Here is a 14,157-nt window from a genome sequence, read left to right as displayed (position 1 = left end):
GCGCTCAGATGAGCGAAATGCGGACGGGTGCATCTCTCAAAGGGTGGCACTGAGTGCCATCCCTTTGGTCTTCGGATCATCGACGCTGAGGTGACTCTCCGCCGATAAATTCCAACATCACATCGCTGTGGGTGTCCATGTGTTCAGGACTTGAAGCAGGCGGTCTAAACCTCCCCCGCCTCAGGGCGCTTTCGATCTGGTGGCGGACGAGTGGTTAAGGCCGTATGACGCGCAAGTGGACGTACCCAGACGCCTTTGATCTGGGTATGTTCCTCGCCGTCAGGGCAGCCACCGAGTCCTCGAGGAGTCGAGACCCGTGTCGGAAAACAAAGATCAGAAGTTCGTCTACGACTTCACCGAGGGCAACAAGGACCTCAAGGACCTGCTCGGCGGAAAGGGTGCGAACCTCGCCGAGATGACCAACCTCGGCCTTCCCGTACCTCCCGGCTTCACGATCACCACCGAGGCGTGCAAGGTCTACCTCGAGAGCGGCCAGGAGCCCACCGCGCTCCGCGACGAGGTGAGTGCCCACCTCGACGCCCTCGAGCAGACGATGGGCAAGAAGCTCGGCCAGGCCGACGACCCGCTGCTGGTATCCGTACGGTCGGGCGCGAAGTTCTCGATGCCCGGCATGATGGACACCGTCCTCAACATCGGCCTCTCCGACGAGTCCGTGACCGGGCTCGCGCAGCAGGCCGGCGACGAGCGCTTCGCCTGGGACTCCTACCGCCGCCTCATCCAGATGTTCGGCAAGACCGTGCTGGGCGTCGACGGCGAGCTCTTCGAGGAAGCCCTCGACGAGGCCAAGGCGGCCAAGAAGGTCACCGTCGACACCGACCTCGACGCGGCCGACCTGAAGAAGCTGGTCAAGAACTTCAAGAAGATCGTCAAGACCGAGGCCGGTCGCGACTTCCCGCAGGACCCGCGCGAGCAGATGGACCTCGCCATCCACGCGGTCTTCGACTCGTGGAACACCGACCGGGCCAAGCTCTACCGTCGCCAGGAGCGCATCCCGGGCGACCTCGGCACGGCCGTCAACGTCTGTTCCATGGTCTTCGGCAACCTCGGCCCCGACTCCGGCACCGGCGTCGCCTTCACCCGCGACCCCGCCAGCGGCCACCAGGGCGTGTACGGCGACTACCTGCAGAACGCGCAGGGCGAGGACGTCGTCGCGGGTATCCGCAACACCGTGCCGCTCGCCGAGCTCGAGTCGATCGACAAGAAGTCGTACGACCAGCTGATGCAGATCATGGAAACCCTCGAGACGCACTACAAGGACCTGTGCGACATCGAGTTCACCATCGAGCGCGGCCAGCTGTGGATGCTGCAGACCCGGGTCGGCAAGCGCACCGCCGGTGCCGCCTTCCGGATCGCCACCCAGCTGGTCGACCAGGGCCTGATCGACGAGGCCGAGGCGCTGCAGCGCGTCAACGGCGCACAGCTGGCGCAGCTGATGTTCCCCCGCTTCGACGACAACGCCAAGACCGAGCTGCTCGGCCGCGGTATCGCCGCGTCGCCGGGTGCGGCGGTCGGCAAGGCGGTCTTCGACTCGTACACGGCCGTCAAGTGGTCGCGCTCCGGCGAGAAGGTCATCCTGATCCGCCGTGAGACCAACCCCGACGACCTGGACGGCATGATCGCCGCCGAGGGCATCCTGACCTCACGCGGCGGCAAGACCTCGCACGCGGCCGTCGTCGCGCGCGGCATGGGCAAGACCTGTGTCTGCGGCGCCGAGGACCTCGAGGTCGACACCAAGCGCCGCCGGATGACGGTGAACGGCACCGTCATCGAGGAGGGCGACGTCGTCTCCATCGACGGCTCCACCGGCAAGGTGTACCTCGGTGAGGTGCCGGTCGTGCCCTCCCCGGTCGTCGAGTACTTCGAGGGCCGGATGCACGCGGGCGCCGACGACGCCGACGAGCTGGTCGCCGCCGTGCACCGGATCATGGCGTACGCGGACCGGGTACGCCGGCTGCGCGTACGGGCGAACGCCGACAACGCCGAGGACGCGATGCGCGCACGGCGGTTCGGCGCGCAGGGCATCGGCCTGTGCCGCACCGAGCACATGTTCCTCGGTGAGCGCCGCGAGATGGTCGAGCGGCTGATCCTCGCCGACACGGACGACGAGCGCGAGCAGGCGCTGGGCGCCCTGCTGCCGCTGCAGAAGAAGGACTTCGTCGAGCTCTTCGAGGCGATGGACGGACTGCCCGTAACCGTCCGGCTCCTGGACCCGCCGCTGCACGAGTTCCTGCCGGACATCACCGAGCTGTCGGTGCGCGTCGCCCTCGCCGAGTCCCGCAAGGACGCCAACGAGAACGACCTGCGGCTCCTCCAGGCCGTGCACAAGCTGCACGAGCAGAACCCGATGCTGGGTCTGCGCGGCGTACGCCTCGGCCTGGTCATCCCCGGTCTGTTCGCCATGCAGGTACGGGCGATCGCCGAGGCCGCGGCCGAGCGCAAGAACGCCAAGGGCGACCCGCGCGCCGAGGTCATGATCCCGCTCGTGGGCACCGTCCAGGAGCTGGAGATCGTCCGCGAGGAGGCCGACCAGGTCATCGCCGAGGTGGAGGCCGCCACCGGTACGGACCTCAGGCTGACCATCGGCACGATGATCGAGCTGCCCCGCGCCGCGCTGACCGCCGGTCAGATCGCCGAGGCGGCACAGTTCTTCTCCTTCGGTACGAACGACCTCACCCAGACCGTGTGGGGCTTCTCCCGCGACGACGTCGAGGCCTCGTTCTTCACGGCCTACCTGGAGAAGGGCATCTTCGGGGTCTCCCCGTTCGAGACGATCGACAGGGACGGCGTCGGCTCGCTCGTACGCAGCGCGGTCCAGGCCGGCCGGGCCACGCGGCCCGACCTCAAGCTCGGTGTGTGCGGTGAGCACGGCGGCGACCCGGAGTCCGTGCACTTCTTCCACGAGGTGGGCCTGGACTACGTCTCCTGCTCCCCGTTCCGTATCCCGGTGGCGCGGCTGGAGGCGGGCCGGGCCGCGGCCCAGTCGTCCGGCAGCGACTCCCGATAGGGCGCCGGAGCCGTCGCCGGGGTCCGGGGGCATGCCCCCGGGACCCGGACCCGACCCTCACCGGTGACCCGGTGACAGCTCCGGAAACCAAAGGAAGGGGCGGGCGCCTTGTGCGGGGCGCCCGCCCCTTCCGCATGCCCGCGTAGGTCCGCCTTCAGGAAAGTCTCTCCGCACGCCGCTTCCGGCCGGCTCCATCGGGGCCGCTGGAATGGTCGGACCTCTTTCGCTCGCTGTTGAATGCCGGACCAGTAATGGGTCGACCGCGAACCTTTAACAACAATCGAATTTCTGCCATTCATAGCGCAAAGAATGGGCGGAACGCGGCCCGCGGATCCCCACCCGCGAGCCGCGCTCCATTACCCGTGCCGGACACGGAGCCGCAACCTCCGCCACCGCCGCCGGACGCGCAAAGCCCCCCACGGTCCTCGCTGCGTCACATCGGTGACAGAAGGTTTCATGCCCGACGTCGTACAGCCTTTCGGTTGCCCCCCAAGGCTCGCGAGGGCTTTCAAGTGTGGCTGAAACATCCTGGTAACGTCCCGTGACTGCGTGCATACTCAGTGGCGGGGGCGATTGCGGATGCAACATGTGGGGGTTCGGTGCTACGTATTCATTTCACTGCGGACGACTGGGCCCGGGTCAGGATCGCGGCCAGGCCGGACGCGTTGTGGGAATCGATTCTGAGCTTTCACCGATTGCGCGACCGGCGCGGTGCTCTGGTCTTCGGGGAATGGCGCTCTCAGGCCCGCGCCCGGGTGAGTGGTGAAACACGCCTCCTGGCCGCGCTGGTTCCGCCACGGGGTTATTTCCCGGACTTTCTGACCCCGCCGGAGGCCCGCGAAGGGCTGGACGCGGGCCTGGAGGCCCTGCGGGCCACCCCGCCCGCCCGGCTGCGCACCGAACTGGCCCTCGCGGCCGCCCAGCGCCCCGCGCTGCGTATGCTGCCCGGCCGGCTCGCCGCGCTCGCCGAGGGACGCAGCGAGCCGCTCGCCCGGCTCGTGGGGGCGCTGCGCACCTATTGGAAGGCCGCGCTGGAGCCGTACTGGCCGCATGTCCAGGCCAGGGTGGAGGCGGACCGTGCGGTGCGCGGGCGGGCGCTGCTCGACGGCGGTGCGGACGAACTGCTCGCCTCGCTGCCGCCGGCGCTGCGCTGGCGTGCCCCGGTGCTCGAGGCCGACTACCCCGTCGACCGTGAACTGCGCCTGGACGGACGGGGACTGCTGCTCCAGCCGTCGTTCTTCTGCCGCGGCACCCCGGTGGTCTACCGCGACTCCGAACTGCCGCCGGTCCTGGTCTATCCGGTCTCCCACAGCGGTGAGCCGGCCTTCGGCGACGGCGACGCCGGGGGCCCGTCGCTGGGACGCCTGGTGGGCCACACCCGCTCCGCGGTGCTCCAGTCCATCCGCGACGGCTGTACGACCAGCGAACTGGCCCGCAGGGCGGGGGTGTCCCTCGCCTCCGCGAGCCAGCACGCCGCGGTCCTGCGCGAGGCCGGGCTCGTGGTGACCCTGCGCCACGGCAACGCGGTGCTGCACACGCTCACTCCGCTGGGCGCCGCCCTGCTGCGCGGCGGCGCCCCGGTTCAGGCCGTGGCCTACGCCCGGAACGGACCGGTCACTTCGTAGGTGATGCCGCCCGACGAACTGCCGCTCGTGCCGCGCTGGCTGGAGAAGTACAGCCGCTGCCCGTTCGGCGAGAAGGCCGGACCGGTGATCTCCGAGCTCGACTGGCCGGTGATCCGCAGGAACGGCGCGACGACGTCGTCCGGCGTGATGATGCAGATCTCCATGTTGCCGCCGTCCTCCGCGACGAACAGATCGCCCGAGGAGGAGCCGGTGACGTTGTCGACGCCGGTCAGCGGGGCACCGCCGCCGACGACCAGCGAGTCGTCGTAGGCCAGCTCATACGTGCTGGTGGCCAGGTTGAGCTGCCACAGACGGTTGTCGCCCTTGGTGGTGAACCAGACCGTGTCGTTGGCGTAGTGGCAGCCCTCGCCGCCGTTGAACTTCTTCGAGCCGGACACCTGGTTGCGGGTCGCGGTCGGCGAGCCGTCCGGGTCGGGGACGGTCTGCCAGGTGAAGGAGCCGGAGGTGGCGGTACCGGCCTTGAGCACCTGGAGCGTGCCGGAGGAGAGGTTGCCCCAGGTGGTGGGGATGAAGCGGTAGAAGCAGCCGCTGGACTCGTCCTCGGTCAGGTAGATGACCTGGCGCACCGGGTCGGCGGCCGCCGCCTCGTGCTTGAACTTGCCCATCGCGGGGCGCTGCACGGCCGCGTTCACGCCGTACGGGTCGGTCTCGTAGACGTAACCGAGGCTGACCTCCTCGCAGGACAGCCAGGTGTTCCACGGGGTCTTGCCACCGGCACAGTTCTGGCGGGTGTTGGACAGGATCCGGTACGCGCCGGTGACCGTGCCGGACGAGTTGAACTTGACGGCGCTCGCGCCGCCCGACGGGTTGATCTCCGAGTTGGAGACGTAGATCCAGCCCGATCCGTCGGCGAAGCAGGCGCCGCCGTCAGGGGCGTTGTGCCAGGTGTACGAGGTGCCGGAGACCACCTGGCTGGACCGGGCGATCACGCGGCTGGTGAAGCCGCTGGGCAGCATGATGCCATTGGCGTCCGCCGCGCCGAGCGCCCCGTACGGGCCGGGGCCGGGCTGCGCCGGGGCCGCGGACGCGGCGCCCTGCATCAGTGTGCCGCCGAAGGCGGCGGCCGAGGTACCGATGACTGCACCGCGCAGGAAACTGCGACGTTCCACGTGTCACTCCAGGGTGTGGATGACTGCCCCGTCGCGCCGGTCGACGCCACAGGGTTCGCGCGTTCCGGAACCTAGAAGTAGCGAGTTGACGGAACGTCAACAAGCGATGAAGCGGAGACGTCGAATGTATTCGGCCATGTTCATACGCAACTCCTTTGAGGTCAGGCGGCTTTCGGGGCGCGTAGAGCCGTCGATTCGTATCGCGTGGGCAGCGCGTTCACCTCTTCTGAGCTGGTACAACGAAGGTCTCGGACCGCCGCATCCTGCACTCGCGTCACAGTGGCGCCCGTATGAACCTTGCTCAACACCCGTTCAGCTGTGGCCGGATCCGGATGCAGCACCCCGAGGTGCACGGTGACGACGCGGATGCGGACCCACTCACCGCTCCAGCTCCGTGAGCCAGGCGCGAAACGCCGCCCGGTCCCGGGAGATCTGGTCCCAGTCCCGGTAGAAGGCGTTGTCGCGCTCCGAGTGCCCGGCGGCGTACGACGGACGGGCACCGCCCGGCACCGGGCTCACCGCGTCGATCACCCAGGACGGCAGCATCATTGCCCCCGGCCGCGGCGTCAGCTCACCGACGACCTCCTCCACGGTCACCAGCACCCGGCTTGCCGCCAGCACGGCCTCCTTCTGCACCCCGGTCAGGCCCCACAACTGCACCGCGCCCGAACGGTCGGCCTGCTGGGCGTGGATGATCGTCACATCCGGGTTAAGCGCGGCCACAGCCACCAACTCCTCGCCCGTGAAAGGACACTTCACACTCGAGACCGTGTCCGAGCGGGCGATGTCGCCGGAGCCGCGACAGCCCCGATAGCCGCGCAGCACCGCGAACGGCAGCCCGGAAGCGCCCGCCACATAGCGGTGCGCCATGCCCGCGTGGCTGTGCTCGTCCAGCTCCAGCGGGCGCGGCCAGCCGTTCTCCACGGCGTCCCGGAACCGGTGCAGCGAGCCCGCCCCGGGACTGCCGCCCCAGGAGAAGACCAGCTTCCTCACCAGGCCGGCCCCGATCAACTGGTCATGAACGATGTCCGGGGTCATCCGGGCCAGGGTCAGATCGGTGATGCCCTGGCGGATGATCTCGTGCGCCGCGGCGAACGGGATCAGATGGGTGAAGCCCTCCAGCGCGAGGGTGTCGCCGTCGTGGACGAGGTCCGCCACGGCATCGTGCAGGCTACGGATCTCCGCCATCGTCGCGCTCCGTGATGCTCGGTGCCCGGGCTGGTCACAGTTCCGGCAGAAATTCCCGGGACAGCGATGAGTATGGCCCGACGTCCCCGTCTACCTCATGGAACGCACGGCACAGCACCACTTACGGATGAGAGAGGCAGCCATGCCCCAGATGATCTTCGTCAACCTGCCCACGCGCGACCTGGACGCCATCACGTCGTTCTGGAGCAAGCTCGGGTACTCCTTCAACCCGCAGTTCACCGACGACAACGCCGCCTGCCTGGTCATCAGCGACACCATCTTCGCGATGCTGCTCACCGAGCCGCGGTTCAAGGACTTCACGAAGAAGGAGATCGCGGACGCCGCCGTCTCAACCGAGGTCATCCTCTGCCTCAGCGCCGACAGCCGGGAAAAGGTCGACGAGCTCGCGGACGCCGCCCTCGCCGCCGGCGGCACACCCGCCAACGACCCCCAGGACTACGGATTCATGTACGGGCGCTCCTTCCAGGACCCCGACAACCACCTGTGGGAGGTCATGTGGATGGACGAGGAGGCGGCGAGGAAGGCGATGGCCGAGGGCCGGTGAGGCGAGGCGCCGTGGCCGAGGACGCCTCATGGCCCGAAAGGGCGGCCGCTCACGCGTCGCGAGGCGTCAGGGCAGTGACATGCGACGCGTGAGCGGAGTTCGCGGTGCGGTACGGCCGGCTCAGTGCAGCCGCACCTCGTACGTCGTCACCGACATCGACTCGTCGTCCAGGCAGCGCCCGCTCTCCAGGTCGAAGCGCTGCTTGAGCAGCGGCGAGGCGACGAACGGGCGGCCCTGGAACGAGCCGACGAGCCCACGCGACAGGACCTGCGCCCCGCTGAACGGGTCGCGGTTGTCGATGGCGTACGGCGTGCCCTCACGGTCCAGGAAGATCGCGGCCTGCCGGCCGTCGGGCAGCAGGGCCGCAACCCCGCGGCCCGGCGTCAGATGCGCCGGCGAGCACAGCGCCAGCCAGTCCTGGCCCACCCGGAGCTGGACCTGCGTTTCCGTCTTCTCAGGGGCGATCGTCATCGGACGGCGGTACCTTCCAGGGCTTGTTCCAGCGGACGGATGGACAGCAGCGGCAGATCGGGCTTGACCTGGTCGCGCTCGGGCACGAACTTCACCGTGGGGTCCGGCACATCGGGCGCGTTGACGAAGGAGACGAAGCGGCGCAGCCGCTCCGGGTCGTTGATGGTCTGCGACCACTCGTCGCGGTAGTTGGCGACATGGTCGGCCATCAGCGCCTCCAGCTCGGCGCAGATGCCCAGCGAGTCGTTCACGACCACGTCCCGGATGTGGTCGAGGCCGCCCTCGATCCGCTCCAGCCACGTCGAGGTGCGCTCGAGCCGGTCGGCGGTGCGGATGTAGAACATCAGGAACCGGTCGATCAGACGGATCAGTTCGGCGTCGGACAGGTCCTGCGCCAGCAGATCCGCGTGGCGCGGGGTCGCGCCGCCGTTGCCGCCGACGTACAGGTTCCAGCCGTTGGCCGTCGCGATCACACCGAAGTCCTTGGACTGGGCCTCCGCGCACTCGCGCTGGCAGCCGGATACCGCCGACTTCAGCTTGTGGGGAGAGCGCAGGCCCCGGTAGCGCAGCTCCAGGTCGATCGCCATACGGACCGAGTCCTGCACGCCGTAGCGGCACCAGGTCTGCCCCACACAGGACTTCACGGTCCGCAGTGCCTTGCCGTAGGCGTGCCCGGACTCGAAGCCGGCGTCCACCAGCCGGGCCCAGATCTGCGGCAGCTGGTCAACGCGCGCACCGAACAGGTCGATCCGCTGACCACCGGTGATCTTGGTGTAGAGGCCGTAGTCACGGGCGACCTCACCGATCACGATCAGCTTCTCGGGAGTGATCTCGCCGCCCGGGATGCGCGGCACGATCGAGTACGAGCCGTTCTTCTGCATGTTGGCGAGGAAGTGGTCGTTGGTGTCCTGCAGCGCCGCCTGCTCGCCCTCCAGCACATAGCCGTCCGCGCCGATGGTCGGCGCCAGCGAGGCGATGACCGAGGCAACGGTCGGCTTGCAGATCTCGCAGCCGTTCGTGCCCCGGGCCGCCTCACGGCCGTGTGCGTCCAGCAGCTGCTGGTACGAGGTGATGCGCAGCGCCCGCACGATCTCGTACAGCTCCTGCCGGGTCTGGCCGAAGCAGGCGCACAGCCCCTTGTCGACCTCGACGCCCGACGCCTCCAGCTCGGCGTTGACCAGCTGGCCCAGCACCTTGACGCAACTGCCGCAGCCCGTACCGGCCTTGGTGCACTTCTTCACCTCGGGCACGGTGGTGCACGAGTGCTCGGTGACCGCGCCGCGGATCGCGCCCTTGGTGACGTTGTGGCAGCTGCAGATCACGGCCTCGTCGGGCAGCGCGGCGGGACCCAGTGCGACGGGGCCGCCGGCGCCGGCGGGCAGCACCAGCTGCTCGGGGGAGACGGGCGGAACCGAGCCGGTCAGCGCGCGCAGCGTGCCGTACGTCTCCGCGTCGCCGACCAGGATGCCGCCGAGCAGCGTGCCCTGCGGGTCGATGACCAGCTTCTTGTAGATGCCCGAACGGGAGTCGGAGTAGACGACGTCGAGACAGCCCTCGGCCGCGCCGTGCGCGTCACCGAAGGAGGCCACGTCCACACCGAGCAGCTTGAGCTTGGTGGACAGGTCGGCGCCGGTGAAGGACCGGACGTCGCCCTCCAGCGCCGCGGCGGCCGTCTCGGCCATCTCGTAGCCGGGCGCGACGAGACCGTAGACGCGGCCGTCCGAGGCCAGTGCGCACTCGCCGATCGCGAAGACCGAAGGGTCCGAGGTCCGGCACTGTTCGTCGACGACGATGCCGCCGCGCTCGCCCACGGCGAGCCCGGCGTCACGGGCGAGCTGGTCCCGGGGCCGTACGCCGGCCGAGAAGACCACCAGGTCGGTGGGGAGCACCGAACCGTCCGACAGGGCCATGCCGTTGACCGCGCCCGCCTCGCCGACGGTGACCTCCTGGGTACCGACGCCCGTGTGGACGCTCAGCCCCATGTTCTCGATGGTGCGCAGCAGGGCCGCGCCGCCGCCCGCGTCCACCTGCACCGGCATCAGCCGCGGCGCGAACTCCACGATGTGGGTCTCGAGCCCCAGGCCCTTGAGCGCGCCCGCCGCCTCCAGACCGAGCAGGCCGCCGCCGACGACCGCGCCGACGCGGGCCGTCTTGGCGTACTCCTCGATCGCGAGGATGTCCTCGATCGTGCGGTAGACGAAGCAGCCCTCGGCGTCCTTGCCCGGCACCGGCGGCACGAACGGATACGAGCCCGTGGCCAGGACGAGCGTGTCGTACGCGATCGTCAGCCCGGCCCGCGAGGTGACCGTGCGGGCGGCCGTGTCGATGGCCTCGGCCGGGTCGTCCAGGTACAGCTCTATGCCGTGCCGCTCCAGGAAGCCGTCCTCGACCATGGACAGGTCGTCGGGGGTGTTTCCGGAGAAGTACGAGGTCAGCCGCACCCGGTCGTAGGCCGCCCGGGGCTCCTCGCACAGCACGACGATCCGCGCCCGGTCGGTGACGCCCCGCTCTGCGAGGGCCTCCAGGAATCGCTGGCCGACCATGCCGTGGCCGACGACCACGATCGTGGGGGTGGACTTCGCAGGCATGTCAGAGGCCTCCATCATTCGTGAGCAGGTGGAGCAGGGGCACGGAGTCAGGCAGGGCCTCGTCGCCCTCCCAGGCCCGGGCGAGCGCGCCGACCGAGGCGAGATCCCCGAGCAGTACCCCGCCGACGAGCCGGTCCCCGCGGACGACGACCTTGCGGTACGCGCCCCGGGTGGCGTCGGCGAGCTGGACGACGTCGTCCCCCGGGCGGGGGGTCGGGTCGCCGAAAGCGGCCAGATCGAGCGGTCCGGCCATGGAGTGCGGGTGGCGCTCGCTCTCGACGGCCGGGACGGGTGCGGTCAGCGTCAGCCGGGTCAGGGCCCGGGTGCCGGTGTAGCGGGGCGCGGCGCCGGTGCGGCGGGGCGCGGCGCCGGTGTCCGCCTCCGCCTCCGCCTTCAGGACGGACGCGAGAACGTCCGCCTGCTCAAGGGCCGGGCCCGCCAGCCCATGGACGACGCCGGCGTGCTCGGCGCAGTCGCCGATGGCGTGGATGCGGGGATCCGAGGTGCGCAGCTCGTCGTCGACGACGATGCCGCGCCGCACCTCGAGCCCGGCGTCCACCGCCAGGCCCACCCGGGGGCGCACCCCGCAGGCCAGCACCACGATCTCGGCCTCCAGCGCATAGCCGTCGGCGAGCGCGACCGCGCTGACCGCGCCGTCGTCGCCGCAGCGCAGCCCGCGCACCCGGCACTCCGTGTGCACCTCGACCCCGAGGGACTCCAGATGCGTGCGCAGCAGCGCGGACGCGGAGACGTCGAGCTGGCGTTCCATGAGGTGCTCGCCCTGCTGGGCCAGCACCACACGTGCGCCGCGGGAGGCGAGAGCGCGGGCCGCGGACACGCCGAGCAGCCCGCCGCCGACGACGACCGCGCGGATGCCGGGGACCACTGCCTCGGAGAGCGCCGCGCAGTCGTCCATGGTGCGGAAGGGGTGCACGCCCTCGGGAAGCCCGGGGCCGATACCGCGCAACGGTGGCAGTACCGGGTTCGAACCGGTCGCGAGGACCAGCCGGTCGTACGGTACCGATGTGCCGTCCGCGCAGTGCACCAGGCGCCGCTCGCGGTCGACGGAGGCCGCCCGTACCCCGCGCCGCACCGGCACCTCGGGCAGGGCGATCACCTCGGGGCCATAGCGCCCGGCGAGGACCTCCGCGAGGAGCACCCGGTTGTACGGGGCGTGCGACTCCTCGGCGAGGACGGTGACGCGGGCACCCGCGCCGAGCTGACGCGCGAGCCGCGTGCCTGCCGTCCCGCCGCCGATCACCACGATCTCTGAAGCCATGCATGCAGCGTGCGGCGTCGGTGTTACCCGGCAGGTTCCCTTCTGTTTCCCACGAGCAACCTTGCCCTCAGCGCCCCGGGGCCCGGCCTGTGAGGGGAGCCGCTCGCTCCCCGGTGCCGCGAGGGCCCCGGGAACCTCAGGAGAGGCTCAGGAACCGGCGGATCGTTGGACGGGCCACGTATCTCGTTCGTAGGGTCCTGGGCGTGCCCGACATATCACTGACCACACTCGTCGTCCTGTGCATCGCGGCCCTCGCGGCCGGCTGGATCGACGCGGTGGTGGGCGGCGGTGGACTACTGCTCCTGCCCGCCCTGCTGCTCGGACTGCCGAACATCCAGGCCGCGCACATCCTGGGCACCAACAAGGCCGTCGCGATCGTCGGCACCTCCGGCGCGGCCCTCACCTACGTACGCAGGACCCCGGTGCAGGTGAAGACCGCCGTACGGATCGGTGTCGCGGCCCTCACAGGCTCCATGGGCGGGGCGTTCTTCGCGGCAGGCATCAGCAGCGAGGTGCTCCGTCCCGTGATCATGGTGGTGCTGCTCGGCGTCGCCGAGTTCGTGATGCTGCGCCCCTCCTTCGGTACGGGGACGGACGCAGGGGACCGCCGTGTCGGCCGGACCCGCGCCGTCGTGGCGGTCGTCCTGGTCGGGGGCGGGATCGGTTTCTACGACGGCCTCTTCGGCCCGGGCACCGGCACGTTCCTGGTCCTCGCGCTCACCGCGGTACTCCACCTCGACCTGGTGACCGCATCGGCCAACGCCAAGATCGTCAACGTGTGTACCAACGCCGGTGCGCTGGCGATGTTCGCGTACCAGGGAACGGTGCTGTGGCAGTTGGCCGCGCTGATGGCGGTATTCAATCTGGCGGGCGCGATGATCGGCGCCCGGATGGCCCTGAGGAAGGGCAGCGAGTTCGTGCGCGGGGTGTTGCTGTTCGTCGTCTTCTCGCTGGTCGCGAAGCTGGCCTTCGACCAGTGGACGGCGTGACCCGCGGGGGTTGTCCGGGCTGCTGCCGCTCCCGGTGACGGTCGGGGCCGGTCAGGGGGCGTAGGCGTTGGCGGTCTCGGCGTGGAGGGCGTTGGCGCGCGCGGTGACCTCGGTCAGGACGCGGGCGGCGATCGCCAGATCCTCGGCCGGGAGGTCGCCGTAGACCCGCGCACCCAACTCGGTGCCGAGCGCCGCGATCCGGGCCTGGAAGGTGCGGCCCGGCCCGGTGAGGGCGACGCGGTCCGCATCGCCGTCCGGCGACTCGAGCAGCTCGGCGTCGACCAGCTCGGCCACGGTGGCGAGCGCCGTCGCCTCGTCGATCTTCAGGGTCGACGTCAGGCGGTGCACTACCGCGGCCACGTCGGCGGCGCCGCCCTGGCTCGCGGTCGCGTTCAGGGCCATGGACTGGAGGAACGTATTGCCGGTACGGGCCAGCTCGCGGTCCAGAAGGGCGCGCGTCGCGTAGTGGGCCTGCCCGACGATCTGGCTGTTGAGAACCGGGGTGGTGGACATGGTTACTCCTTGGACGAAGTCGGTGTCGCTATCGGGGCGGGCGGTGCGTCGAGCGGGGCTTCGAGCAGCAGTTTCAGCTCGCGCGTGAGCACCTCGGTACGCGGGCCGTCCAGTCCGCCGAGCGGCGCGAGCAGCCGGTCGAGCAGCTCGTGCACGACCGTGATGGCGCGGCTGCCGGCGTCCCGGCCCTCAGGGGTGAGCGAGAGCTGGACCGCGCGGGTGTCGGCCGGATCGGGGGTGCGTCGGACGAGTCCCGCCGACTCCAGGGTGCGGGCCAGCTTCGAGACGTACAGCGGCTCCAGACCGGTGTGGTCGGCGAGTTGGCGCTGGCTTGGGCTCTGCCCGGACCGCTGCATGCCGTGCAGCGAGGCGAGCAGGGCGTACTGCGCGTGGGTCAGCCTCAGTGGTGCGAGTGCCCGGTCGACGGCGACGCGCCATTTCGTCGACAGACGCCAGACCAGGTAGCCGGGCGTCGGACCGTTCGGTGCGGAGGTCATGCGGGATACTGTACATGAATACTATGTCCATGGCTAGTACTTGGATCCCTTCCGCCATCAGGCCTTGGCCGGCATTGCGCAGGGGTGGCGGGTGCACGAACCGGTCCTGGCCTGGGCCGGGTCGGCGTGGTGAACGTGGGGCCGCCCTCCTGGTCTTGATGGTGGCGGCTGCGGGTCGGGTGTCAAGGGCGTTCGGTCGTTCCTCCCTCGCGTCGCCGTTGGCGATTTCGCTTCGCTTCACCCTTGACTCCCGCCCCTTCACCGCCGGGAAATGCTCTTGGGAGGGC

At 70.0% G+C, this 14,157-nt stretch carries 11 protein-coding genes; 4 read left to right on the top strand and 7 right to left on the bottom strand.

Features of this window, described 5'->3' with window-relative positions; genetic code table 11:
- Positions 1-316: 316 nt before the first annotated feature.
- Together ppdK and ACFYWI_RS19410 are read left to right on the top strand one after the other, a co-directional pair.
- Positions 317-3,025, top strand: a complete 2,709-nt coding sequence (gene ppdK / locus ACFYWI_RS19415; protein ID WP_389233530.1) for a pyruvate, phosphate dikinase — start codon at positions 317-319, stop codon at positions 3,023-3,025.
- A gap of 599 nt (positions 3,026-3,624) precedes the next feature.
- On the top strand, positions 3,625-4,650 hold the full coding sequence (locus ACFYWI_RS19410; RefSeq protein WP_389233527.1) for an ArsR/SmtB family transcription factor: 1,026 nt from the start codon (positions 3,625-3,627) through the stop codon (positions 4,648-4,650).
- Here the strand turns inward: ACFYWI_RS19410 and ACFYWI_RS19405 are convergent.
- Both ACFYWI_RS19405 and ACFYWI_RS19400 read right to left on the bottom strand, forming a co-directional pair.
- Positions 4,620-5,780: an alkaline phosphatase PhoX gene (locus tag ACFYWI_RS19405; RefSeq protein WP_389233524.1), complete on the bottom strand. Its 1,161-nt coding sequence runs from the start codon at positions 5,778-5,780 to the stop codon at positions 4,620-4,622. The two genes, ACFYWI_RS19410 and ACFYWI_RS19405, sit on opposite strands and share 31 nt — an antisense overlap.
- 378 nt (positions 5,781-6,158) lie before the next feature.
- Positions 6,159-6,968 carry a CoA transferase subunit A gene (locus tag ACFYWI_RS19400; protein ID WP_389233521.1) on the bottom strand — a complete coding sequence of 270 codons (810 nt, stop codon included), beginning with the start codon at positions 6,966-6,968 and terminating at the stop codon, positions 6,159-6,161.
- Positions 6,969-7,110: 142 nt separating this feature from the next.
- Here ACFYWI_RS19400 and ACFYWI_RS19395 point away from each other — a divergent pair, with 142 nt between their 5' ends.
- Positions 7,111-7,533 carry a VOC family protein gene (locus ACFYWI_RS19395; RefSeq protein ID WP_389233518.1) on the top strand — a complete coding sequence of 141 codons (423 nt, stop codon included), beginning with the start codon at positions 7,111-7,113 and terminating at the stop codon, positions 7,531-7,533.
- Positions 7,534-7,653: 120 nt separating this feature from the next.
- Here ACFYWI_RS19395 and nirD read toward each other — a convergent pair whose 3' ends face one another.
- Genes nirD through ACFYWI_RS19380 form a run of 3 tightly spaced genes read right to left on the bottom strand, consistent with a single transcriptional unit; the run spans position 7,654 to position 11,871 of the window.
- A complete protein-coding gene (gene nirD / locus ACFYWI_RS19390) occupies positions 7,654-8,004 on the bottom strand; it encodes a nitrite reductase small subunit NirD (RefSeq protein WP_389233515.1) in 351 nt (116 codons plus the stop codon).
- Positions 8,001-10,592 (bottom strand): nitrite reductase large subunit NirB, encoded by a 2,592-nt coding sequence (gene nirB, locus ACFYWI_RS19385; RefSeq protein ID WP_389233512.1) that lies wholly within the window; start codon positions 10,590-10,592, stop codon positions 8,001-8,003. The genes nirD and nirB overlap by 4 nt, the downstream gene beginning before the upstream one ends.
- Before the next feature lies 1 nt (position 10,593).
- Positions 10,594-11,871, bottom strand: coding sequence for an NAD(P)/FAD-dependent oxidoreductase (locus ACFYWI_RS19380; RefSeq protein ID WP_389233509.1), 1,278 nt, complete (start codon positions 11,869-11,871; stop codon positions 10,594-10,596).
- A 203-nt stretch (positions 11,872-12,074) separates the two neighbouring features.
- On the opposite strand from ACFYWI_RS19380, the gene ACFYWI_RS19375 reads away from it, so the two are divergent.
- On the top strand, positions 12,075-12,860 hold the full coding sequence (locus ACFYWI_RS19375) for a sulfite exporter TauE/SafE family protein (protein ID WP_389233506.1): 786 nt from the start codon (positions 12,075-12,077) through the stop codon (positions 12,858-12,860).
- 51 nt (positions 12,861-12,911) lie between these two features.
- On the opposite strand, the gene ACFYWI_RS19370 is transcribed toward ACFYWI_RS19375, so the two are convergent.
- Positions 12,912-13,373 carry a hypothetical protein gene (locus ACFYWI_RS19370; protein WP_389233503.1) on the bottom strand — a complete coding sequence of 154 codons (462 nt, stop codon included), beginning with the start codon at positions 13,371-13,373 and terminating at the stop codon, positions 12,912-12,914.
- A 2-nt stretch (positions 13,374-13,375) separates the two neighbouring features.
- The gene (locus ACFYWI_RS19365; RefSeq protein WP_389233500.1) at positions 13,376-13,870 is read right to left on the bottom strand and encodes a MarR family winged helix-turn-helix transcriptional regulator; all 495 of its coding nucleotides are present in this window, start codon (positions 13,868-13,870) and stop codon (positions 13,376-13,378) included.
- Between the last annotated feature and the right edge of the window lie 287 nt (positions 13,871-14,157).

Source organism: Streptomyces sp. NPDC002889, from assembly GCF_042888425.1.
Taxonomy (GTDB): domain Bacteria; phylum Actinomycetota; class Actinomycetes; order Streptomycetales; family Streptomycetaceae; genus Streptomyces.
Note: the sequence above shows the minus strand (reverse complement) of the source record. Positions and strands in the feature narration are given on the sequence as shown.